We start from the raw sequence: 23,540 nt of genomic DNA on the forward strand, positions 1-23,540 counted from the left end.
AGGAAATTAGGGAAGCACATGGAGAGAAAGAGACGGAAAGAAGAAAAAACAAGCCCGATTTTGATATTGATCATCAAAATCAGACTTGTTTTCTTTTTGAGAGTAGACTATTGTCCCACTCTCTTTTTGTTATATTCTGCTGCTGTTCAAATTGATTCCTCTCTATTCCAAAACATCTGTCATTTATTTATTAAGAAAACCTTAAGAAATAAAAATGGTTGTTCATTATATTTCAGTTGTGTTACAATTGTTTCGAAAGAGTGACTTAAATATTTCTAAACAGGAGTGATTGAAATGAAAAAGGTAAAGTTGTTGGGGTTAGGTTTGTTAATTGGTTTATTAGTATATGGTGGAACAGAGGTATACGGAGAATCAAATGAGTCAACGGAGATGGAAGCATCAACTGAAGAGGTTGTTACACAGGAAAGTAATGGGGAAGTCACAGAAGAGTCAAATGCGATGATTGAAACCTTTGGGGCAGAAGGAACGGAAGATCAAATTGATGAAAACTTGAAAATTTATGATGCGGTCTACAATGAGGAGAAGGACCAGATCATCGGTAAAGCAGATTCGGATACAATTATTGCCTGCTATTCTTCTGAAGATGCTGTTGAGGCAGGAATTTTCCAGGTTGCCGAAGATGGGAGTTTTGTGGTCATTGCTCCGCCTGCGGGGAATGTCAAGATACAGGCAAAGTCAAAAACTACTGGGAAAGTAAGTGCTCCGGTCATGGTGGAAGTAATCAAGAAAAATGGTGAACCGTCATTGAAGATCGAACAGGTTGTCTATGATACGAAGACAAAAACATTTTCAGCGAAAACAGCACCGAATGCAACAGTTCATATGTATGTACCAAGCACCATGGGAGAAGGATTCGTGACGGCAGATGAAAGTGGCGCATTTTCTGTGCAAGATGATTTCGAGCCTGGCATGGAAGTTATCTTTACTGCTTCAGACATCAACGGTCAGGTAGGAGCCTCTTATAGATTTGTGGTGCCGGAAACAGCGACCTCGGAAACAAGCAGTACAGAAACAACTACAAGCAGCTCGACTGTTGAAAAAACTGAAGATTCCGAAAAAGCGAAAGGCTGGTTCCCGCATACCGGAGAAAATAGTGGCGGACTTGTTTCAGCAATCGGTGTATTCCTCTTAGTCTTTGCAGGTGGTTTTTACAAGATTCGTGTGAAAACGAGAAAATAATTTAGATAGAAACAGTCGGAAAATCGATATTCTTGTTTTTTATTTCGTTTATGTTACAAAGATTTCGTTGGGTAATATATGTGTAGAAAGGAGCGTTCAACGTGAAAAAGTTTAGGTTACTAGGTGTAGGGTTATTGTTGGGAATGATTGCTGTTGCTCCGTGTCGAGTTTTTGCGGAATCAGTCGCAGCAGAGAGCAGTGAACAGGTTGAAGTAATAAGCACAGAGGAAACAAGTGAAGAATCAGAGGCAATGGAGAGTAGTGAGAACCTCCAAAATGACGTTCAGGAAAGTTCAACTGAGGAAGAAACGGTTGCTCCTGACATAACGGAAAAACGACAAGCAAAGATAGCCAATGAATTGAAGATTTGGGATGTTGTTTACGATGCTGAAAATGACCAAATCACAGGGAAAACAGAACCGAATGCAGACGTTCTGATCATCCATGTAAATACAGGAAACTCAAACGGCGGAACACTTAGAGCTGATGCATCTGGAATATTTACGTATAGTAATCCGGTTGCCGGAGTGATCAAGTTTGAAGCATATTTAGATGGTCGAAAAAGTGAGCAGTATGAAATCAAGGTAAAAGAGCCGAATGTTGAGAAATCCTTGAATATTACTTATGTCAGTTATGATATTGGAACACAGACGTTCAACGGAGCAACAGCGCCAAATGTTACGATATATGCAATTATTCCTGGTAAAGAGGATCAGAATGTGGTTACAGCAAATAGCGCTGGATTATTTAGTGTAACAGATCAATTTGAACCGGGAACAGAGATTATTTTGACAGCTGGTGACGGCTTTGGCAATGAGGGAGAGCCCTTCCATTATACGATTCCTTCTGAGGCGTTCATAAATTCTATGAAGATCAAGAATGTGTCTTATGACCATGCGACACACACGCTTACAGGAGAAACCGCACCAAATGCATCTATTGGATTATGGGTTATGAATGGTGCCTATGGTACGTATCAAGCAGATGAGAACGGGAAGTTTACTATAGTAAGAGAACTGGAAGCTGGTACAGCGATATCTTTAAAACCATTTCATGATGGTATATTTGGAGAAAAATATGAATACACGATTCCAGCAGTACCGATAAAAGCAGGGACAACGGACTCTACAAGTACTGTCATGAAGCCGGCTGGAACGAAAGAATTTCCAAAAACCGGAGCAACGGTAAACGCAGCACTTTCTATTATAGGCAGTTTTGCTGTTCTGGTTGCCGCAGTATTGATCATTACACGTAAGCTTGCTGGGAAAAAGAACTAGAAGAATCTTGTCAGAGGAATGGAAATAAACGGCAGGATATCTTCATTACAATAAACTATCAAGAGCAAATGAATGTAAAAATGTTGATGTAAAGATGTGTGCGGGCAACAAGTGTCGTGTCGATCGTCTCTGAAATGAACATAAGAAGAGACCTTGTTGGTACGGGATTTACAGCGTCGATGCATCGGTAGGAAAAGAGCTGCAGCTCGATTGGCAACGAGCAAGAGCAAAGGTCTGACTTGGGCTGCAGGCTCTTCGGAAATCGTAAAAAAGATGGATTCAAAGAAGGTGGACAAAACAAGTGGATTTGAATGCTCTGCTTCAACAAGGAGAGAGGCAGAGTAGTTGAATCAAGTAAATGGCTTCGAACGTGGTGCTGCACTCTTTTTCAACAGTAGCTCATACAGACTTTTTAGGAGTAGGAGGCTGTAATTGGACTATCGAAAAGGAACTGCAGCAGTTCAGTGAAGCAAGCAATACAGGAATTGAATGCAGCAGCAGAAGTGGTTGCGGCAGCAATGATTTAGATAGAAGTTGGTTGAAGATACAGGAGTATATTCTTAAAAGCAGTAAAATGAAAAATAAGGTTAAGATAAAGTACGGATGATCCACATCATTCTTTGAATCCTCTTTTTTAATAAATAAAACACAGGAAAGAAATCTAAGATCAGATTCTTTACCTGTGTTTCTTTGTTATTTCGTTGTTACATGCCCAATTCCATTATGCTTAGAAGTAGAGCCGGTTTTATCAATAGATACATTGGATACACGGTCCATATTTGTCATAACGACAACGATATCAGTGCCCTTGCCGGCTGCTTTGATTTTTTCAAAGTCAACATCTGCAAGCAATGTATCTGCTGTTACTTTTTGCCCTTCTTTAACATGAAGGCGGAAAGGTTCACCCTTCAGTTCAACGGTGTCTAATCCGATATGGACAAGTACTTCCAGTCCTGTATCAGTCAGAATACCGATTGCATGTTTTGTTTCGAAAATGTTTGTGATCGTTCCGGAAACCGGTGCGTACACTTTTTCATTGACTGGTCGAACAGCGAAGCCGTCACCCATCATTTTCTTCGAGAAAACCGGATCATTTACCTCTGAAATCGTGATGACTTCCCCATCAGCAGGCGCGAATAGTGCTTCTTCTTCTGATCCTGTTGGAGTAGCTGTTGTTGTTTCTACTGCGTCTACTGCAAAGCTTTGTGGTACATTACCAGCCATTGCCAGTTCATCAGCATATAATTCTCCTGTCGCTTCATCGACTGGATCAAGCTTGTTGAAAATCCCTTGTCTGCGGAAGAAAATCGTTAGAACAAATGGTAGGGCAATGGCAATCAACATAGCGATTGCAAATGCTAGCCAATCTTGTGCACGAATCGCCAGAATACCAGGCAGCCCGCCAACACCGATTGCATTAGCACGTACGCCCATTAATGTAGCGAACATCCCTGCCAGACCGGAACCAATCATGGCTGCTACGAACGGATATACATATTTCAGGTTGATACCGAACATTGCCGGCTCAGTTACACCAAGATAACAAGAGATCATAGAAGGAATGGAAACCTGTTCCTCTTTTTTGTTGCCTCTGTGTAGGAAGATAACACCTAACACGGCAGAACCCTGTGCAATATTTGACAGAGCGATCATTGGCCAAAGGTTGGTTGACTGGAAGTCTGCAATCAGCTGTGTATCGATTGCGTTGGTCATGTGATGCAGACCTGTGATAACCAATGGTGCATATAAGAAGCCGAATACAGCACCGAACAGCCAGTTGAAGGCAGAAGTAAGACCTGTATTCACGATATTAGAGATAAAGTTACCGATCGTCCAACCAATTGGGCCCAAAATCAAATGAGCTGCAAGAATGGTCGGCAGCAAGGCAAAGAATGGTACGAAAATCATTGAGACGGCTTGTGGAATGATCTTGCGGAAGAAAATCTCCAGATAAGCCAGCATGAATCCTGCCAGCATTGCCGGGATAACTTGCGCTTGATAACCAATCATATCAACTTGCGCAAAGCCGAAATCCCAAAATGGAATATCTGCAGCGGCAGTTCCTGCTACGCCGTAAGCGTTCAGCAATTGTGGAGAAACTAACGTGATCCCCAGTACAATACCGAGAATTTGAGTTGTCCCCATCTTCTTCGCAATACTCCATGTGATCCCTACAGGAAGGAAATGGAAGATTGCTTCACCCGGAAGCCATAAGAAATGATTGACACCGCTCCAAAACTGAGAGGATTCCACAATTGTTTGTCCACCAAGGGAACTGAACTGAATACCTTCAAGTACATTTCGGAAGCCGAGAATCAATCCACCAACGATAATCGCTGGAATGATTGGTGTGAAAATCTCTGCCAGTACACCGATTGCTCGTTGAACGGGATTTAGATTTTGTTTCGCTGCTGCTTTCCCCTGCTCTTTAGAAACCCCGTCAATTCCGGAAACTGCTGAAAAATCGTTAAAGAATAATGGCACATCGTTCCCAATAATTACTTGAAATTGACCGGCGTTCGTAAACATCCCCTTTACACTTGGAATGTTCTCGATTGCTTCTTCATCTGCTAGAGACGGATCGTTTAGTACAAAACGCATACGGGTGGCACAATGGCTGACAGCCGCGATATTCTCTCTACCGCCAATATCTTTTAATAGCTGTTCTGCATCTGCTGTGTATTTACCCATCAGAAAAACTCCTTTCGTTTAACTTGTGTATACAAGTTGTTTAATTCGACTTAATAATAACCGCTTATATAAAAAAATGCAAGCGTTTTACAATAAAAAAATTATTCTGCCCCATTTTTTATAAAAATAACGAGTAGAAAAATAAAGTAGAATAGACAAGTTTGGAGTTGCATGTGCCTCAATGTTTTGATTGGGATATACCTATTTACATAGAAGATAAAAAAACAAATGAGGAGAATTTGCCGATCCTGATGATAACGCTTGAAAAAAGGAATCAAGGATTGTATAATGATTTTGAACATGTATAGACAAGTAAGGGAGAGGCGGCTCATGAAGTATATAACGATTAGTGTAATTGGACAGCAATTACTCGTGGAAACAGATGAACAGAAGATGGAGTTTTCTTATGATAGTGCAGAAAGTATTCAACAGCTCAGTGAGGTATTGGGAGAGAAAAAGCTGGATGGCTGTGTGATTCGCCAAAAGAATTCTTCGATTGAAGCAGCAGAGCTAGACAAGTTTCGTCTATTATTAGAAGAAGCGCTGAATATGCCGGTTATTTTTGCCGAATCGATCGAAACAACTGTTGAAGCGGCATTGCAAAATGAACGGGAAACCTGCAGTTGGCGGCTCGTCTATCATGACTTCCGTCAAGGGAAGGATGAATACGCAGCAGAAGCTTTACTAACAACTGGAAATGGCTTCATTGGTTTACGAGGAACAACACCTGAGATGCGTATTACAGAAGACACGTATCCGGCAACATATCTTGCTGGTCTATATAATACAGCAAGCTCAATCGTTGAAGGACAGGAAATCAAAAACGAAGATTTTGTTAATGCACCGAATCTGCAATATATTGCACTGAACATTGATGGAGAAATCCTGTCATTTTCAGAAGAAACAGTGAAAGCCTTCAAGCGTACACTGGATATGCGCACGGGTCTTTTTGAAGCAACCGGTATTTTCGAAACGACTTCCGGCAAACAGGTAGAAATCGTTGCAAAGCGTGTTGTGAGTATGGCGAATATGCACGAATACAGTGTATCCTATCAAGTGACGCCGCTTAATTTCAGTGGATCAGTTATTTTTCTGACAGAGGCGGATGGGACAGTATTCAATTACAATGTTGCCCGTTATCGCAGCTTGACGAAGCAGCATCTGGCTGTTTCGGAAACAGCAGTAGAGGGTTCGAAGAGTCGCTTGCTTGCTAAAACATTGGATTCAGATATCACAATCGTTCAGGAGGCACAGCTGTTCAGTCAAGAGCTGGACCTTAATGATTTGCAGAACGAGAAGACAGAAGAGAAGGTTCTTCAGTCTGTAACAGCTGAGCTTGTTCAAGGCGAGGGCTATACATTAGAAAAAAGTGTAGCGGTCCACGTTTACCAGTCGGAGGAGCAACAGGTAAATCATAGCTTTGACGAGTTTCAAATTACTGGTTTTTCCGATATTCAGGAGGCTTCAGCGAAGGTTTGGGACGGCTACTGGCAAGAAGCGGCAATGACAGTCGAAGGGGATATGATGTCTGAAAAGATGCTGCACCTGCACACCTATCATATGCTGGTTTCCGGTTCACCGACTGCTAATCCGTCATTGGATGTATCGATTACAGCGAGAGGGCTGCATGGAGAGGCGTATAGAGGACATATATTCTGGGACGAGCTATTTATCCTGCCGTTTTACATCATTCATTTCCCAGAGATTGCGCGCCAATCATTGATGTATCGCTACAATCGTCTTCCAGCAGCAAAAACCAGCGCTGAAAAAGCGGGGTATCAGGGAGCGATGTTCCCTTGGCAATCCGGCTTGGATGGAACAGAGCAGTCTCAAGAGCTGCATTTGAATCCAATCAGTGGAGAATGGGGCGAAGATCACAGTAAGCTTCAGCGCCATGTATCTTTAGCTGTTGCCTATAATGTCTGGCTGTACAATATGAATACAGAAGACAAGGAATTTATGGTTCATTATGGTATCGAGCTGTTACTGGAAATTGGGAAATTCTGGCTAAGTACTACAATGTACGATGAGCAGAAGGGACGTTACTCTATTTCAGGTGTGATGGGACCGGACGAATTTCATGAAGCTTATCCAGGTAGTGAAAAAGGCGGCTTGACGGACAATGCCTACACGAATATGATGGTGGTGTGGCTTTTTGAAGAGATCGAAAAATTGTATGCCGCTTATGATGCGGATGATTTAATGGCGGTACAAAAGAAGGTTGGTTTGACGAAGGATGATCTGGCTCAGATGAATCGAATCAGACAGGAATTGAATCTGCAGATTGATGATCAGGGGGTCATCGCACAATATGATGGCTACTTTGATTTGAAGGAAGTCGATTTTGACTACTATAGAGAAAAATACGGGAATATTTATCGTATGGATCGAATTTTACGGGCAGAAGGTCATAGCGCAGACGATTATAAGGTTGCGAAGCAGGCGGACAGTCTGATGATTTTCTACAATTTCCGAAAAGAAATGGTGGATCGAATCTTGGAGGATTTGGGCTACGAACTGCCGAAGGATTATCTTGAAAAAAATCTGGATTATTACTTGGCAAGAACGTCTCATGGCTCGACGCTTTCCCGTATCGTGCATGCGCAGCTGGCTTCTATCGTGGAAGACAAAGAACTGGCATGGAAGCTGTATCAGGAAGCCTTATATTCTGATTATCAGGATATTCAAGGCGGAACGACAGCAGAAGGGATTCATGCCGGAGTGATGGCAGCGACATTGTTTATCACGCTAACAACCTTTGCTGGTATTGATATTCGACAAGAAGCATTGGAGATTCACCCGCAGCTGCCTGAGAAATGGCAGAAAATCACGTTCCGTTTGAACATCCGCAATGTTCACTATCAAGTGATGATCGATAAAGAAAAAATCTGGATCAAAGCGGATCAATCAGTTTCACTGACTGTTGGAGGCAGAGCAGTTTCTCTAATTGGCGGTCAGCCAAAAGAAATATTCTATGAAGGAGTCAATGTGTGATGAGAAAAGGATTCATTTTTGATTTGGACGGTGTCATTACAGATACCGCAAAATACCACTACCTTGCGTGGAAGGATTTGGCAGAATCGATAGGCATTACGATCGACCTAGTGTTCAACGAACAGTTGAAAGGAATCAGTCGAATGGATTCTTTGGATCGGATTTTAGCCTTTGGCGGAAAATCTGATGACTTTTCACAAGCTGAAAAAGAACAGATGGCTAAAAAGAAGAATGATCACTATGTTCGTCTTCTGGAAGACTTGACACCAGCTGATCTTCTTCCCGGAGTGAAAGAGTTTATGGCACAGGCGAAAGCCAAAGAAGTTCCTTGTGCATTAGCCTCTGCTTCAAAAAATGCACCGGTTATTTTAGAAAAGCTGGGTGTTTTAGAAGATTTTCGCTATATTGTCGACCCGGACAGCTTAGCAAAAGGTAAACCTGATCCGGAAATTTTCCTCAAGGCAGCGGAAGCATTAGCTATTACACCGCAAGAAGCGGTTGGCTTTGAAGATGCACAGGCTGGGATCGATGCAATCAATGGAGCAGGAATGTATGCTGTTGGTGTGATCGAGGAAGGTCCGTTGACTGGAGCGGACGAGCTGGTTCATCGTCTGGATGAGCTGGACATCGAACAGCTGTTGATGAAATAAATGTGAGTATCCTTTTTATACTGCAGCTTTTAATAGGTGCAGTATAAAAAGGATTTTTATGTATGAAGAAGTTGTTCTGGTTTTTGAGAAAAGCCATTTTTTCGACGGATAAAAAAGTAAACGCTTTAGGAAAGGTTGCAGTTTGATTTACTAGACATTATAATAACTATCGACGGAGGTAGGAGATAGTGATGAATAAATTTAATGAGATTTTCCTGGATTTGGAGAAAAAAATTCTGGCAGGTGAATATCCGGCACATACTCTTTTGCCAAGTGAAAACCAGCTGATCCAAGTATACGGTGTTTCAAGAGAGACAATTCGCAAGGCGTTGAACTTGCTGCTGAATGCAGGATATATACAAAAGAAACAGGGAAAGGGCTCTATCGTGTTGGACCTGAATAGGTTTGATTTTCCGATTGCCGGCTTGACGAGCTATAAGGAGCTGCAGGAAACACAGCGTATTCCCAGTGAGACGATCGTCCGTGTGTTGGAAGAGGTACCAGTCACTGAAAAGTTGAATGAAAAAACAGCGTGGACAGTGGGAGAGATGGCATGGAAGCTGATTCGTCAGCGGAAGATCGACGGCGAAATTGCAATTTTAGATAAGGATTATTTGTTGCAGTCAGTCGTGCCTGAGCTGCCTGAGGAACGAGCGCAGGATTCGATTTATGAGTATTTTGAAAATGATCTGCAGCTGGCTATTTCTTATGCACAAAAGGAAATCACTGTGGAGCCTGTGACACAAGAGATGCAGGAACTGATGACGCTGCATGGAGACAGCCATGTGGTGGTTGTACGAAGTTTAGTGTATTTAGAAGATACCACGTGCTTTGAATATACTGAATCGATTCACCGCTTGGATAAATTTCGTTTTATTGAATTTGCCCGTCGCAGAAAAGGCTGATACAGCAAGCCGTAGAAAGTGAAAGACTTCGATGTGCTTAGACTGCTTTTCTTAGACAATCGATTTTTATTAAACAGAAAGATTCTCTTTCTGTTTATTTTTCTATATAATAGTAAGTGATGTGAATTATTCGACAGACAGAAAGGCGAAAATAAATGAATTTAAAAGAATTGTTGATCAAAACTGACGTGCGGCCCTATGCGATGTCTGCTCGTTTTGGATTGGAAAAAGAGAGTCAGCGAGTAACCTTGGATGGTGCACTTGCACAAACGGAACACCCGCAGATATTAGGAAATCGTTCTTATCATCCCTATATTCAAACTGATTTTAGTGAGACGCAGATGGAGCTGATCACGCCAGTAGCAGATTCGATCATGGAAACTCTGCGGTATCTAGCTGCTGTTCATGATGTGGCGATTCGTTCAACCGGAAAAAGTGAGATGCTTTGGCCGTTAAGTATGCCGCCAAGACTACCTGAAAATGATCGGGATATCAAGATTGCCAAGTTGGATAAGTACGAAGATATTCTTTACAGACGTTACCTTGCCAGAGAATATGGTAAAAGAAAACAAATGGTCAGCGGCATCCATTTCAATTTTGAGTATGGAGAAGAGCTGATCGCTCGTATGTATAAGGCACAGGAAGAATGTAAGACAATTGAACAATTCAAGAATGTACTTTATATGAAGGCGTCACGGAATTACTTACGCTATCGCTGGCTGATCACCTATTTGTTTGGTGCGTCGCCTGTTAGTGAGTGGGGCTACTTCACAGAAGAAGAGAATCGTCCGACAGAGCCGGTTCGAAGCATCCGCAACAGCTCGTTTGGCTATCGAAACCGTGAAGATGTAAAGGTGTCCTATACTTCTTTGGAAGAGTATATTGATGACATTCAAACCATGGTGGAGAACGGGGTTCTATCTGAAGAGAAGGAGTTCTATGCACCGGTTCGTTTACGGGGCGGAAAATGTATGGCGGATCTGCCGAAGAAAGGGATTCGTTATATTGAGCTTAGAAATATTGATTTGAATCCATTTGCACCTATGGGGATAGATGGCGACACGATGCAGTTTATGCACTTGTTCATGCTGTTTCTGTTGTGGACAGAAGAGAAGGAGCAGGCTGATGAATGGGTGGCGACAGGCGAACTGTTGAATGAGCAGATTGCGTTGACGCATCCTTTTGCACAAATTACATTGCCGGCAGAGGGGGACCGAATCTTTTCTGAAATGATGGATATGGTTACTGAGCTGGGCATTTATGGTCAAAAGGAGCTGCTAACGACGTATCAAGAGCAGCTGCGGACACCGGAAATGACAATATCTGGAAAAATGTGGACGATTATTGAAGCGAATTCCAATACTGAGCTGGGAATCGTGTATGGTAAAGAATACCAGTCGATTGCTTTTGAACGTCCTTATCAGCTTGCTGGCTTTCGTCATATGGAATTATCTACACAGGTATTTCTTTTCGATGCCATTCAAAAAGGGCTGGAAGTAGAGATATTGGATGAAAATGAGCAGTTTTTGAAGTTGAAGCATAAAGCTCATGTAGAGTATGTGAAAAACGCCAATATGACCAGTCTGGATACGTATATTGTTCCTCTGATCATGGAGAATAAGACCGTCACGAAAAAGATTTTGAAACAGGCAGGCTTCCGAGTGCCGGGAGGAGATGAATTCACTTCTCTAGAAGATGCGGAACGGGCCTATTTGAAATATGAAAATCAGGCGTTTGTAGTCAAGCCGAAGTCAACAAACTATGGTGTAGGAATATCCATTTTCAAAGATGGGGCTTCTGGTAAGGATTATCTCGAAGCGCTGTCGTTGGCTTTTAAAGAAGATACATCTATTTTGATCGAGGAATTCATGGAAGGGACAGAGTATCGCTTTTTTGTCCTCGATAATGAAGTGAAGGCGATCCTGTTGAGAATCCCAGCCAATGTTGTAGGAGATGGTGTGCAGACAGTAGAAGAGCTGGTTGCAGAAAAGAATCTTCATCCGCTGCGGGGCACAAATCATCGAGCTCCCCTTGAGCTGATTCAGTTAGGGGAACTGGAGCGTTTGATGCTGAAGGAACAGGGGTTGATCATTAGCGCTGTTCCTGAAAAGGGTCAGGTAGTCTATTTAAGAGAGAATTCCAATATCAGTACGGGCGGAGATTCGATCGATGTTACCGATCAGCTCGATGAAAGCTACAAAAAACTGGCAATCGATGCAGTTGCTGCGTTAGGTGCTAGAATTTGCGGAATCGATTTGATCATTCCGGATAAGACGATTCCGGCAGATAAGGGAGCGCACACATACGGCATTATTGAAGCGAATTTCAATCCTGCGATGCACATGCATATCTATCCTTATTCCGGAACTGGCAGACACTTGACCATGGATGTTCTCAAGCTGCTTTATCCAGAGCTGTTTGAGCAATCAGATTCTATATAATTATTTATGTAATAAACCCGCAGTTGATATCTCATCCCATTAAAGGGGCAAGACATCAACTGCGGGTTGTTTATTTTTTTTATGATGTTGTTTATTCGTTATTTTTTGTGATTTGTCCTGGTCCGGATCGGTAAGTGATGACAGTTGATCCTTCAAAATCTGTTGAACAGGTCAGATCAATAAGAACGATATGCTCATCTGTTACGGATTCTGCCCCTAATTGGTTAGTCAGCTTGCCATCCTCTTCTTTTGTATCGATAGTAGGAATAAACCCTTCTTCTTCTATTAGGTAGGTCATGTACTCAACGAGCTCTTCTTCGCTGATACTGCCGGCTTTGTAAGTGAGTTCTGTCGTCCGTACATCATCCTTGATACTGCTGTTTGTGCCGGTGATTTTCTTTTCTCCGAGTACCTTGTAAACAGATGGAATCTTATCATCGTTTATTTCGATTTCCTCGGCAGTACTGGAGGCACAACCTGCCACTACAACTAACATGATCCCCAGTAACCATATCCACTTTTTCTTCATTTTTTTCGCTCCCCTATCAAGCTTTATTTTAATGTTCAAAGAGTCCTGTAAATGCATAGCAACCAATTACTGCATTAGGCAATTCTTCTTTGAATGCCAAGTATAGCATAGGGGCATGACAGCTAAAAGAGGCAAAAGAGAAAAACTTTGTTTATTGACGGCCAATGTGTTTTGCTGAAAACAAAAAAATGGACAAGACCAGATACTGTCTTATCCAAAGGGCTTTAAGTTTGTAATACATTGTCTTCAGATGCTCTTATCTGAACAAGTTGAAGAAGTTAGATGTTACGTTTAACCAATATTGAACGATATCAATCCACATTTGCATACCCCTCCTTACTTTTTATAAAGTAATTTTAACATTAATTCGTACGTATGTTAATACTTATTGCGATATTTGTTGTAAAAACATCTCTTTAAGACTTATTTTTTCTGGTAGAGGAGTAGAATGCTCCTTTTTTGTTTATCGTTATCAGAAAAATGGGTAGGCATCAATTTTAGCTAATTATTCAGCGTGAAGTAGGTTATAATATCCTTGTTGATAACGATTGTTATAAAATAGGACGAAAAGGTGGAGAAGTATGGATATAAGGGGAAATAGGCAGTTATTATTGAAATGGACGGGTCAATTGGTGTTGTTTATGTTGGTCGTGAATGTTTTGCACAGGCTTATTTTACAGCCGTTGACAAATTTTATTTTCTTTATGGCACTACAAACTACAGGCTATCAAGTACTGTTTAATACAGATATGCTTTCGTTTTTTTCTACACCACAGGCTATTCTGGCGGCGCTCCTAATTATCGGAATTGCTTCATATGCCGCTTATCTGGAATTTTCAGTAATTGTTATTTTGAGTCAATATTTGAAAAGCGGCAAGCTGTTGTCGTTGAAGGACGCAATAAAAAAGGCGCTTACGACCTTTTCCAGCTTACGAGGCATTAGTTTAGTTGGGTACTTTTTCTATGTGTTTATTTTTCTGCCTGTATCAGGAATGGGGTTGAGCAGTGCTTTGTTTTCACGGTTTCAGATCCCTAATTTTATTACAGGTGAGCTTACTAAACACAGCTGGGGCGGTCTGGCGAATTTCCTTATTTACGGACTGATAACATTGTTATTCTTTCTATTTATTTATACGATCCCAATGATGGTCTTAGAACAATGGCGTTTTTTCAAAGCATTTAAGCGCAGCATTTATTATGTATGGAAAAATAAGCAGTCAGTTTTCAAGCTGTTTGCCCTATATGGTGTTGTTTGGCTGGTAGCTGACTGGCTGCCCCGTGAGGTGTTTCTCCGAATGCTTCATTCAACAGCAGTCAATTTTGAGGCAATCTATCAGACCTATCGCTTGTCGATGCCGACACTGGGCTTTAGCGTTATTTTGCTGTTTTATTATATAGGAAAGTTTGTTTTGATGCCGATCCTACTTTCAATGGTCGTGATGTTTTATTCTCCGGAAAATAATCAGGTGATCGATTTGGAGAAGGAACAGGCTGTGGACAATAAATTGGCAGCTGCCCAAAAGTCCATAGGGGTTTTTGGAAAAAAACTTACGAGTAAAAAAGGCGTCGTGCTGCTTCTGGCAGTTTTGATCATTGTTCCGATGATTGGGTCCTTCTATCGAATGATCGAGGGTGCAGAAGATCTCCATGAGCCAATCGTGATCGGGCATCGGGGGAGTGTTGCCGGTGTGGAGAATTCACTCGCTGCTATTCAAGGAGCGATCGATGCAGGAGCCGAGTATGCAGAAATCGATATTCTATTATCTGCCGATGGTATCCCGATGGTTATCCACGATGATTCGTTGAAGCGCTTGGCAGATATTGACCAATCCGTTCATGAGCTGACAGCAGAGGAGCTAGGTAAGATTGCTTTGAAGCAAAACGGCATGGTGGGCGAAATTGCAACGTTGGAAGAGGTGGCTCAGCTGACTAAAGGGAAAATCAATTTGGCAGTTGAATTGAAGCGGCATGGTCACGAAAAAGAAAATCTAGTGGATGAAGTAGCAGATGTATTGAAAGAGCATGGACTACTGGAGGAATCGATTTTCTTATCATTGGAGTATAGATTGGTTGATGAAATGAATACCAAATACCCTAAAACAATCAGCGGTTATTGCATATTTGGCGGTATGGGGGTCCTTGATCCGGGTGTGATTCGAACCATGAATATCGATTTTGTTTTCATTGAAGAATGGATGGCAACAAGGGAATATCTCATGGAGTTCCGTAGAGCTTGGCTGCCGGTTTATGTCTGGACAGTCAATCAAAAGGAAAGCATGAGACAATTACTTGATCTAGGTGTCCTTGGATTAGTCACTGATTATCCGGAGTGGGGAACAGAGGCAGTCAATGAATTTCAAAAGGAAACAAATAGAGTCTATCTGGAGGAAGAGGACTGGCAGAGAAATTAGGGTTGAATCTTTCTATGCTGTCAAGGCACTTCTGTGTGAGAAATAAGCGATGAGCGGGACGCACATGGTTCCACTCATTTTTTGTTTGTATCAGTATGTACGGATTTTTTATTGTAACGAAGCGCTCATATGGTAAACTGAAAAAGACGTAGTTGAGTAGTGGGTAAGGGAGAGCAGCAAATGAAGAAAATATTTATTGTTGAAGATGACAGCCGAATTGTTGAAACAGTTGCAGCATTTTTGGAAAAATGGAATTTTGATGTACAGTCAGTGACCGATTTCCAACAGGTGCTGGCAGATTTTGACAGATATCAGCCGGATTTGGTTATTTTAGATATCTCACTGCCCTTTTATAATGGCTATCACTGGTGCAATGAGATTCGTAAGCAATCAGATGTGCCGATTGTGTTCTTATCTTCAGCCAGTGACAATATGAATATTGTGATGGCAATGAACATGGGCGGAGATGACTTTATTCCCAAGCCCTTTGATTTGGAGGTGCTTGTGGCAAAAATCCAGGCAATCCTAAGAAGGAATCCCAGCTTTACCGATAAGCGAACCTTAAGTTATGGCGACTATTTATTAGACTTAGAAGCTTTTGAGGTTTGTTTGCTGGATCGCTGTATTCCAGTGACCATGAATGAGACGAAAATCCTTGATCTGCTTTTTCAACAGCCTGAAAAAGTGGTTGCCAAGGAACTGATCATGGAAAAGCTGTGGGAAAATGAAGCATTTGTTGACAGCAATACCTTATCAGTCAATATGGCCCGTCTTAGAAAGAAAGTCAGTGAGATTGGACTGGATACGTATATTCAAACGAAGAAGGGAACAGGGTATCGCTTAGGAAAGGATGAGTAGGATGAAATTATTTTTCCGCTATTTATCGGATAGAAGGGTTATTCTTCTTACTTATATTGGGATGGTGGCACTTTTCATCAGTACATTTTTTTTATATGATGTGCCCTTTGAGGTGTACGGAGATGCGTTGCTCTTTTCCGGATTTTTACTGATTCTTGTGACTGCAGTGCAATATATTCGCTATCGAAAACAGCATTTGAAGCTTTTGAATGGCAAGAAAGCTGTACGGCTGTATGTACAAAGCCGCAAATCTCAGTGCCAGCTGATCGAGGAGGATTATGAGCGCCTTTTAGAGACATTAGATCGGGAATGCCGAGAGGATGTGGCTGCTTCAAAGCAGGCAAACTATCGTTTGATGGACTACTATAGTATGTGGAGTCACCAAATCAAAACACCGTTAGCTGTATTGAATTTGAAAATGCAGGAAAATCAATTGGATCATACCGTGCTGAAGCAGGAGCTGTTCAAGATCGATCAGTATCTGGATATGATGCTTCAGTATTTGCGGTTGAATCACACAGAGACGGACTTTGTTTTTGAGGAAGTAGACATTGATCGGCTGATCAAGGAAACTGTCAAGAAGTATGCGACATTCTTTATTTATCAAGGGCTGTCTTTTTCTCTGGAAGATACAGGTCAAGTAATTATCAGTGATAAAAAATGGCTGGGTTTTGTGTTGGAGCAAATCCTTTTGAATGCAATCAAGTATACACGTCAAGGCGGTATTAAGATATATAGTAATCCCAATAAGCCAAAGGAGCTTGTAATCGAGGATACTGGAATCGGTATTTTACAGGAGGATATCGATCGAGTGTTTGAAAAGGGCTATACAGGCTATAACGGTCATAATGAGCAAAAAGCAACAGGTCTGGGACTTTATATGAGTCGAGAGATCATGCGAAAACTGGGGCATCAAATCTATCTGACCTCTGAAGTGGGCTCAGGGACGAAAGCCTGGCTGAACCTGAGCCAGCATCGCTATAAAATGGAATGAACCTTACATCAATGTAAGTGCAGCAGCCGAAGTGTAAGTAGCTTTCGACTGCTGTTTTGTTTACCATAAAGGAGAAGAAAGCGAGAGGTCGCGACACAGCATCTCCAACGACGAAAGGTCAGAGAAAACACAAGGGATTGCGTCTCATACAAGCTGGTTGTCACACCTATTTCAAAGGAGGAACAAGAATGACGATGCTGGAAGTAACACATATACAAAAGGTTTATCAAACCCGTTTCGGCGGTAATCAGGTAACTGCACTAAAGGATATCTCTTTTCAGGTGGAAGAAGGAGAATACATTGCAATCATGGGTGAATCGGGCTCCGGAAAAAGTACGCTGCTGAACATATTGGCAACCTTGGATATGCCGACACAGGGATCGGTACAGCTGAAAGGGAAGAATATTACAGATATTCCCGAAGGCAAGCTGGCTGCTTTTCGAAGAGAAAATCTTGGGTTTGTCTTTCAGGATTTCAATTTATTGGATAATTTTTCTGTAAAAGATAATATCTTCCTGCCGCTAGTACTGTCAAAGACGTCAGTTAGTGAGATGACTCAGCGTCTACAGCCATTAGCAGAAATTCTGGGTATCACAGAGCTTTTAGAAAAATACCCGTATGAAATATCGGGAGGTCAAAAGCAGCGGGTCGCAGTGGCTAGAGCATTGATCACCAAGCCGCAGATCATCTTGGCAGATGAACCAACGGGAGCATTGGATTCTAAAAGTGCAGAAAATCTATTGGGGCTGTTTCAGGAAATCAATCATCAAAACCAGACAATCTTGATGGTTACCCATAGTGCACTGGCGGCAAGCAGAGCTAACCGTATTCTGTTTATCAAGGATGGTCAGGTGTTTCATCAGCTATACAGAGGTCAGCGAACCAATGAACAGCTATTTGAGGAAATTTCAAAAACAATGACGACATTACTGGCAAAGGGGTGAGGAGACATGCTGTATTCACGTTTAGCATACAATAATTTGAAAAAGAACAGCGCTGTCTATATTCCCTTTGGTCTAGCAACGATTTTTACCGTCATACTAAACCTTATCATGCAAGTGATGCTCCATAATGACGGGATGAATTCTCTGCCGCAGGCAATGTCTGTGAAGGCGATGTTCAGCTTTGGCAGTATCGTGATCATGATCTTTTCTGTCGTCTTTACATTTTATACCCATAGCTTTTTGATCAAGCGCAGAAAGAAGGAGCTGGGTTTATACAATATTTTGGGAATGGATAAAGGCAACCTGACGATCATGATGCTGTTTGAAAATCTATACACCTTCTTGATTGTGATGGTAGGTGGGGTCATTTCCGGTGTGATTTTTTCAAAGCTGATGTTTTTGGTGCTGAAAAAACTGACTGGTTTCGGTGATGATTTTGTGTTCGATTTATCCTTTGCTTCGCTGCTTCGAGTAGTGACATTGTTTGCGGCAATTTTTCTGGTAACCTTCCTTTATGATATGTGGGAGGTACGAAAATCTAAGCCGATCGAACTGCTTGGTCAGGCGAAATCTGGTGAAAAAGAACCGAAAGCTAAATGGATAATGGCTATTCTTGGTATCGGCTGCTTGGGCGTTGGCTATGGTATTTCCTTGACAATCCAATCACCGGTGGAAGCATTGACATTATTTTTCGTAGCCGTTGTCTTGGTTATTATCGGTACTTACAGCTTATTTGTTGCAGGAAGCATCACGCTGTTGAAATTTTTGAAGGGCAGAGAGCGTTTTTATTACAAACCCTCTAACTTCATTTCTATCTCAAGTATGATTTTCCGAATGAAACAAAATGGAGCGGGACTGGCAACGATTTGTATCTTATGTACGATGGCGTTAGTGACAATTTCAACCACTGTCTCTCTCTACGTGGGGCGAGAAGATATGATCAAAAACCGCAATCCTTTTCAAAATTCAATCAGTGCCAATCTACCGGCTGAAGAAGTAGAAGGAATCGTAGAGGCTGCGGCACAAAATAATAGTGTCCCTGTGAAAAATTTACAGTATATCACTTCGTCCTCCAGTGCACTCACTGTAAGAAAATCAGAGGGCATCTATATTCCGGAAGAGGAATCCATCAGTAATTATGGCGATGTGAATGGGTTTCAGTTTATCAAACTAAGTGAGTACAACCGTGTTGAACAGAAAAATGAGCAGCTGAATGATAATGAAGTGATTCTTTACCCGGTATATGGCGGCTATACAGGTTCAACAATAACGATTGGTTCACAGCAATTCACGGTAAAGGATGTACCGGAGGAATTTGTTCTGTCACCTAAAAAAGAAGATGAGACATTAAAAGGCTTCCTTGTTTTTGTCCCAGATGATCAGTTTGAACAAATACTGTCAAATGTAGAGAAGGATTTTGAAAAGAGTGCCTTTATGTTTTCCAGAGAGCTGGAAAGTAGTGTGCTTTTTGAGCTGGAGGGTACTGTAGAGCAGCGGCTGACTGTAGTTGACTCATTACGTAACGACTTCGCTGTCCTTGGACAGCAGGCGGGGATGGAAGAGCTGGATGTGACGGTATCTTCTCTTGATGAAGATCGAGAATCCAATCAAGTGATGATGGGTGGTTTCCTGTTCATTGGAGTGATTTTCGGGTTAAGCTTCATTATTGCAACGACGCTGATTATTTTCTATAAACAGATTTCAGAGGGCAATGATGATCATGACCGCTTTGAAATCATGCAGAAGGTTGGCTTGAGTCATAAAGAGGTGCATAAGACGATCCAGCATCAGATTCTACTGGTCTTTTTCCTGCCGATCGTTGTAGCTGTCCTGCATCTATCCTTTGCTTTTCCGATCATCAAAAAGTTGTTGGTTCTTTTTGGTTTGACAAATGGTGCATTACTGTTGATGACAACCACTGTTTGTGTGGGGATCTTCGTTCTCTGCTACTTCATTATTTATTGGCGGACATCAAAGGTTTATTATCGATTAGTAGAAAGATAAGCGGATAAACGAATAACGGTATTTTCAAAAACTGCTGATAGCAGTTTTTTGAAGATATCGTTTATTCTGTTTCAAGGACTTGCATCACAGCGGTATCATCGCTTTTTTCCGATTCATAAGGATTTCCAATTTCTTGTATTTTTTATCTTGACATGGGATTGTTCCCACAAATTATAATCAAGAAAAAGATAAATGGAGGTACAATTGAATGAAAGTTATTATTGAAAGCGATTTCGAAGCGATGAGTGAAACAGCAAAAAATATTTTATTAGGGCATATGACAGAGGCGAAGCGAGTGAATCTGTCAATCACTGGTGGAAATACACCTGTAAAGGTCTATGAAAAAATGGTAACGGCAGTAAAAGAGAACCCGAATTATGAGAATGTCCATTATTATAATTTTGATGAGATTCCTGTAGAAGGTCAAAAAGAAGGGATCACAATCAGTGACTTAAGAAGATTATACTTGACGCCAGCCGCAATTAATGAAGAGAATATCCATCCGTTGACGCCTGAAAATTATGTGGCGCAGGATCAATCATTGGAAGATGCAGGCGGTCTGGATGCGATGCTGATCGGCTTAGGAAAGGATGGGCATTTCTGCGGCAATATGCCTGGAACGACAGCATTCAACAAACTGACGTATAAGGTAACGGTGACTGGTGAAGAATCATGGTTTGTGCCTGAAATGATGGAAAAGGGAATGTCTTTTGTTACGATGGGACCTGTCAGCGTCATGCGTGTAAAGCATTTAATTTTGATTGTTAATGGTTCTGAGAAGGCTGAGATGGTTAGAAGAGTTCTGACTGGACCGGTAAGTGAAGAGGTGCCGGCATCAATTTTACAACTGCATCCAAATCTGACGGTGATTTTGGATAAAGAAGCTGCAGCAGCTTTGGAAAAATAACGATAGCTACTAAATAAACATGATTAAAATAAAGAGGCGCCGCTTCAGCAAAAGCAGCTCCTCTTTATTTGTGTTTACACAGAATACATTTATTTAAATTAAAGAATGAGATGAGCAAAAAAGGATATTTGTATGAATATATCCTTTTTTTATTTTAATCAATTGGGTTGTTATGCCTATCTATATGGATTCTTCTGGTAACAATTGCGGGAATAGAAAAACAATTTTCAAAATGATTATAAGAATAGCCTGAAAAAGAACTCGCTTTTGATTTGTTTTATATGTAATAATCGATAAATAAATAAAAACAAAAATAAAAAAACTTGTTTTTACTAAAAACAAGAAAGGGGGAAAAATTCAATATGTAGAGATCATTTCATGTTAAATTATTTATTCGTTTGAAATAATTTAATTTAAATTTATTGTTGCTCTGAATAAATCTATTATACAACATTAATTTTTTAATATTCTATCATATTTTTTATTAAAAGTGAAAAAAATTGAGAAATATCCATTTATTATTTATATTTGCCGTCATCTTAGCCGTCAAAAAAACAAAGAAGAGGAGAGTTTTTATGGCTCGCAGAGGAGAAAATATATACAAACGTAAAGATGGTCGTTGGGAGGGCCGCTATGTTCAAGGAAGAAACAAAGATGGGAAAATTCGTTATGGTTATTTGTATGCTTATTCTTATAAGGAAATAAAAGAGAAGCTTATCACACAAAAATTTATGTTGAAACAAACAGACCCGGAACAAGCGGATTTTGAAGGAAATGTCGCGATTTGGATTGATTATTGGTTGGAAATGATCAGTGGAACTGTAAAAATCAGCACTTATAATAGCTATAAAAATAAATTAGAACGGTATGTTAAGCCGCATATCGGACATTTGACCTTAAAAATTTTATCATCCAGACAACTGAATCAAATGATAAAGATGCAGGAAAAACAATTATCAGCTTCTTCTATTCGTACAGTCTTTCAAATTGTAAAAAGCTGTTTGAAGGAGGCGGAAAAGAGACGCCTTATAGAGAGCTGCGTATTGGAAGATATTCAGCTGCCGAAAGTAAACAAGCGAAAGGTACAAACTCTTTCTTTAGATGAACGTCAATTAATCACGAAGTTGGCGGAAAAAGACAGCTACGGTTTTCCAATCATACTTTCATTGGAAACAGGTCTTCGGATTGGGGAAATTGCAGGTTTAAAGTGGGAGGATATTGATTTTTCATCTAAAACGTTGACCGTTTCCAGAACGTTACAGCGTGTTCAGACGTTTTCTTCTGAAGGAAAGAAAACCATCTTGTTGGAAGGAAGTCCGAAAACTCAAATGTCACAAAGAGAACTACCGCTTTCAAAAAAAATGATTCGATGCTTAAGGAAACGAAAGAAAGAATCTGATAGTGAATATGTAGTTTCTGTACAAGGAAAACCGATGGAACCAAGAACGATCAGCAATCATTTTAAGCGTATTATTGCCAACACACCACTATTATCGATCAGTTTTCATTCATTGAGACATTCATTTGCTACGCGCTGTTTGGAATGCGGGATCAGCGTAGCAGCAATTTCATCACTGCTTGGACATACATCGGTCAAACTAACATTGGACATATATACAAATTCAACTCGGAGTGAAGAAAGACGGGCAGTAGAACTGTTAGTTTCCTGAGAAGGATGGGATGCAAGGATGAAGCTAAGCTATTCAAGAAAATATCAACGGAATCAATGTTTATTCATTTTTAGAGGGAGACCCTAATCAATATACCTATTGATTAGGGTCTCCCTCTTTTTCATTTCCGCCGTCAATTTGACCGTCAAAAAAATATTTCTCTTTGATTTAACAATGTTTATTTCTCTTTTCTTGTTTTTAGTAAAAACAAGAAAGCTATAAAAAACGTGCTAAATGGTCTGCCGCCATACAAAACTTCATTATTTTTAACTGCTGAATAACGATAGTCAGTTTTTGTCTATCCCATAAATTATATGAAAGAAATCAGGAAAGGAGAAGTATTATGCATACAATAGGCGTTTTGAACATATCTGGAAAATTGGAGCAAGAGTACATAGATAGTCTGGAAAAAGAGCACTATCAGGTTGTTTCCATCGAATCTGAGCAAAATTTGGATGATACTATTCGGCAGGTTGATGGTGTGATTATTTTTGATGAAAATCAGGAAAATGTAGGTGGGGTCTGTAATCTCATTTTGTCAATCAAAAAAGAATCTCAGGCGCTTGTTTGGACTGCCTCAAGGAATATCCCAAGTGTGAATCGATTGGTTTATTTGCAATTAGGAGCTTCAGGAAATATTGAGCAAAAGTGTGATCCGGAAGAACTTCGTCTGATCATTCGCAATACACTGAACAGTAGTCAACGGGATAAAGAAAAGGCGACGAAAAAGGAGAAGCCTGCGGTGGATATCCAACTCAATCATGCGAATCAAAGTGTTTCTATCGAAGGTGAAAAAGAAGTGAGTTTAACTAGATTGGAGTTTCAAATATTTGGTGTGTTGTACGAGAACTGTGGTAAGGCAATGAGCTATGAAGAAATCCATCAAGAAATATGGGGCGATAAACAAGTAGTCTCTAAAGCGCGTATAGCAAATTTGATTTTTCATTTAAGAAAGAAAATTGAAAAAGACATGCTAAATCTGCAATATATCAAAACCATCCGTTCAAGAGGATATATGTTGATTGTATCGAAGTAAGTGTTGAATGAGAGCCAGAATCGAAAAAG

At 40.8% G+C, this 23,540-nt stretch carries 19 protein-coding genes; 17 read left to right on the plus strand and 2 right to left on the minus strand.

All coding sequences use genetic code 11. The features are described from left to right. The 5 genes from I6N96_RS19795 to I6N96_RS16685 form a co-directional block, all read left to right on the plus strand. On the plus strand, positions 1 to 264 hold a 264-nt coding region (locus tag I6N96_RS19795; protein ID WP_245187018.1), incomplete at its 5' end, for a hypothetical protein. A 30-nt stretch (positions 265 to 294) separates the two neighbouring features. Then, positions 295 to 1,200, plus strand: coding sequence for a hypothetical protein (locus tag I6N96_RS16670; protein ID WP_209558706.1), 906 nt, complete (start codon positions 295 to 297; stop codon positions 1,198 to 1,200). Between the two features lie 101 nt (positions 1,201 to 1,301). Next, positions 1,302 to 2,477: an LPXTG cell wall anchor domain-containing protein gene (locus I6N96_RS19965; RefSeq protein ID WP_209558707.1), complete on the plus strand. Its 1,176-nt coding sequence runs from the start codon at positions 1,302 to 1,304 to the stop codon at positions 2,475 to 2,477. A 156-nt stretch (positions 2,478 to 2,633) separates the two neighbouring features. After that, entirely contained in the window at positions 2,634 to 2,822 is a 189-nt protein-coding gene (locus tag I6N96_RS16680) for a hypothetical protein (protein ID WP_209558708.1), read from the plus strand. A gap of 13 nt (positions 2,823 to 2,835) precedes the next feature. Then, on the plus strand, positions 2,836 to 3,084 hold the full coding sequence (locus tag I6N96_RS16685) for a hypothetical protein (protein WP_209558709.1): 249 nt from the start codon (positions 2,836 to 2,838) through the stop codon (positions 3,082 to 3,084). A gap of 86 nt (positions 3,085 to 3,170) precedes the next feature. On the opposite strand, the gene treP is transcribed toward I6N96_RS16685, so the two are convergent. After that, on the minus strand, positions 3,171 to 5,168 hold the full coding sequence (gene treP, locus I6N96_RS16690; RefSeq protein ID WP_209558710.1) for a PTS system trehalose-specific EIIBC component: 1,998 nt from the start codon (positions 5,166 to 5,168) through the stop codon (positions 3,171 to 3,173). Between the two features lie 330 nt (positions 5,169 to 5,498). Here treP and I6N96_RS16695 point away from each other — a divergent pair, with 330 nt between their 5' ends. From I6N96_RS16695 to gshAB, 4 genes are all read left to right on the plus strand, one after another. Beyond that, positions 5,499 to 8,162: a glycoside hydrolase family 65 protein gene (locus I6N96_RS16695; RefSeq protein ID WP_245187019.1), complete on the plus strand. Its 2,664-nt coding sequence runs from the start codon at positions 5,499 to 5,501 to the stop codon at positions 8,160 to 8,162. After that, complete coding sequence (pgmB, locus tag I6N96_RS16700) at positions 8,162 to 8,812, plus strand: beta-phosphoglucomutase (protein WP_209558711.1); 651 nt, start codon at positions 8,162 to 8,164, stop codon at positions 8,810 to 8,812. Before I6N96_RS16695 ends, pgmB begins: the two co-directional genes overlap by 1 nt. Before the next feature lie 191 nt (positions 8,813 to 9,003). Next, positions 9,004 to 9,717 (plus strand): trehalose operon repressor, encoded by a 714-nt coding sequence (gene treR, locus I6N96_RS16705; RefSeq protein ID WP_209558712.1) that lies wholly within the window; start codon positions 9,004 to 9,006, stop codon positions 9,715 to 9,717. A 155-nt stretch (positions 9,718 to 9,872) separates the two neighbouring features. Next, positions 9,873 to 12,158: a bifunctional glutamate--cysteine ligase GshA/glutathione synthetase GshB gene (gshAB, locus tag I6N96_RS16710; RefSeq protein WP_209558713.1), complete on the plus strand. Its 2,286-nt coding sequence runs from the start codon at positions 9,873 to 9,875 to the stop codon at positions 12,156 to 12,158. 91 nt (positions 12,159 to 12,249) lie between these two features. On the opposite strand, the gene I6N96_RS16715 is transcribed toward gshAB, so the two are convergent. After that, positions 12,250 to 12,687 (minus strand): hypothetical protein, encoded by a 438-nt coding sequence (locus I6N96_RS16715; protein WP_209558714.1) that lies wholly within the window; start codon positions 12,685 to 12,687, stop codon positions 12,250 to 12,252. Positions 12,688 to 13,268: 581 nt separating this feature from the next. On the opposite strand from I6N96_RS16715, the gene I6N96_RS16720 reads away from it, so the two are divergent. The 8 genes from I6N96_RS16720 (at position 13,269) to I6N96_RS16755 (ending at position 23,511) form a co-directional block, all read left to right on the plus strand. Continuing rightward, entirely contained in the window at positions 13,269 to 15,098 is a 1,830-nt protein-coding gene (locus I6N96_RS16720) for a glycerophosphoryl diester phosphodiesterase membrane domain-containing protein (RefSeq protein ID WP_209558715.1), read from the plus strand. Positions 15,099 to 15,278: 180 nt separating this feature from the next. Further along, positions 15,279 to 15,956, plus strand: a complete 678-nt coding sequence (locus tag I6N96_RS16725) for a response regulator transcription factor (protein ID WP_209558716.1) — start codon at positions 15,279 to 15,281, stop codon at positions 15,954 to 15,956. A gap of 1 nt (position 15,957) precedes the next feature. Beyond that, positions 15,958 to 16,950 carry a sensor histidine kinase gene (locus tag I6N96_RS16730; RefSeq protein ID WP_209558717.1) on the plus strand — a complete coding sequence of 331 codons (993 nt, stop codon included), beginning with the start codon at positions 15,958 to 15,960 and terminating at the stop codon, positions 16,948 to 16,950. A 188-nt stretch (positions 16,951 to 17,138) separates the two neighbouring features. Continuing rightward, a complete protein-coding gene (locus I6N96_RS16735; protein ID WP_209558718.1) occupies positions 17,139 to 17,894 on the plus strand; it encodes an ABC transporter ATP-binding protein in 756 nt (251 codons plus the stop codon). Positions 17,895 to 17,900: 6 nt separating this feature from the next. Further along, positions 17,901 to 19,898, plus strand: coding sequence for an FtsX-like permease family protein (locus tag I6N96_RS16740; protein ID WP_209558719.1), 1,998 nt, complete (start codon positions 17,901 to 17,903; stop codon positions 19,896 to 19,898). A 208-nt stretch (positions 19,899 to 20,106) separates the two neighbouring features. Continuing rightward, on the plus strand, positions 20,107 to 20,805 hold the full coding sequence (locus tag I6N96_RS16745) for a glucosamine-6-phosphate deaminase (RefSeq protein ID WP_209558720.1): 699 nt from the start codon (positions 20,107 to 20,109) through the stop codon (positions 20,803 to 20,805). Between the two features lie 575 nt (positions 20,806 to 21,380). Next, positions 21,381 to 22,475 (plus strand): tyrosine-type recombinase/integrase, encoded by a 1,095-nt coding sequence (locus I6N96_RS16750; RefSeq protein ID WP_209558721.1) that lies wholly within the window; start codon positions 21,381 to 21,383, stop codon positions 22,473 to 22,475. Between the two features lie 343 nt (positions 22,476 to 22,818). Beyond that, the gene (locus I6N96_RS16755; RefSeq protein WP_209558722.1) at positions 22,819 to 23,511 is read left to right on the plus strand and encodes a winged helix-turn-helix domain-containing protein; all 693 of its coding nucleotides are present in this window, start codon (positions 22,819 to 22,821) and stop codon (positions 23,509 to 23,511) included. Positions 23,512 to 23,540 lie beyond the last annotated feature (29 nt).

This window comes from Enterococcus larvae (genome assembly GCF_017830045.1).
Classification (GTDB): domain Bacteria; phylum Bacillota; class Bacilli; order Lactobacillales; family Enterococcaceae; genus Enterococcus_L; species Enterococcus_L larvae.

Bases quoted from the DNA above. Each gene is read 5' to 3' on its own strand.
- I6N96_RS16730 (WP_209558717.1), top strand. From the start codon at position 15,958: ATGAAATTATTTTTCCGCTATTTATCGGATAGAAGGGTTATTCTTCTT.
- I6N96_RS16755 (WP_209558722.1), top strand. From the start codon at position 22,819: ATGCATACAATAGGCGTTTTGAACATATCTGGAAAATTGGAGCAAGAG.
- I6N96_RS16685 (WP_209558709.1), top strand. From the start codon at position 2,836: ATGGCTTCGAACGTGGTGCTGCACTCTTTTTCAACAGTAGCTCATACA.
- I6N96_RS16740 (WP_209558719.1), top strand. From the start codon at position 17,901: ATGCTGTATTCACGTTTAGCATACAATAATTTGAAAAAGAACAGCGCT.
- I6N96_RS16670 (WP_209558706.1), top strand. From the start codon at position 295: ATGAAAAAGGTAAAGTTGTTGGGGTTAGGTTTGTTAATTGGTTTATTA.
- I6N96_RS16715 (WP_209558714.1), bottom strand. From the start codon at position 12,687: ATGAAGAAAAAGTGGATATGGTTACTGGGGATCATGTTAGTTGTAGTG.
- I6N96_RS16720 (WP_209558715.1), top strand. From the start codon at position 13,269: ATGGATATAAGGGGAAATAGGCAGTTATTATTGAAATGGACGGGTCAA.
- I6N96_RS16750 (WP_209558721.1), top strand. From the start codon at position 21,381: ATGGCTCGCAGAGGAGAAAATATATACAAACGTAAAGATGGTCGTTGG.
- I6N96_RS16745 (WP_209558720.1), top strand. From the start codon at position 20,107: ATGAAAGTTATTATTGAAAGCGATTTCGAAGCGATGAGTGAAACAGCA.
- I6N96_RS16735 (WP_209558718.1), top strand. From the start codon at position 17,139: ATGACGATGCTGGAAGTAACACATATACAAAAGGTTTATCAAACCCGT.
- I6N96_RS16695 (WP_245187019.1), top strand. From the start codon at position 5,499: ATGAAGTATATAACGATTAGTGTAATTGGACAGCAATTACTCGTGGAA.
- treP (WP_209558710.1), bottom strand. From the start codon at position 5,168: ATGGGTAAATACACAGCAGATGCAGAACAGCTATTAAAAGATATTGGC.
- pgmB (WP_209558711.1), top strand. From the start codon at position 8,162: ATGAGAAAAGGATTCATTTTTGATTTGGACGGTGTCATTACAGATACC.
- treR (WP_209558712.1), top strand. From the start codon at position 9,004: ATGAATAAATTTAATGAGATTTTCCTGGATTTGGAGAAAAAAATTCTG.
- I6N96_RS16725 (WP_209558716.1), top strand. From the start codon at position 15,279: ATGAAGAAAATATTTATTGTTGAAGATGACAGCCGAATTGTTGAAACA.
- gshAB (WP_209558713.1), top strand. From the start codon at position 9,873: ATGAATTTAAAAGAATTGTTGATCAAAACTGACGTGCGGCCCTATGCG.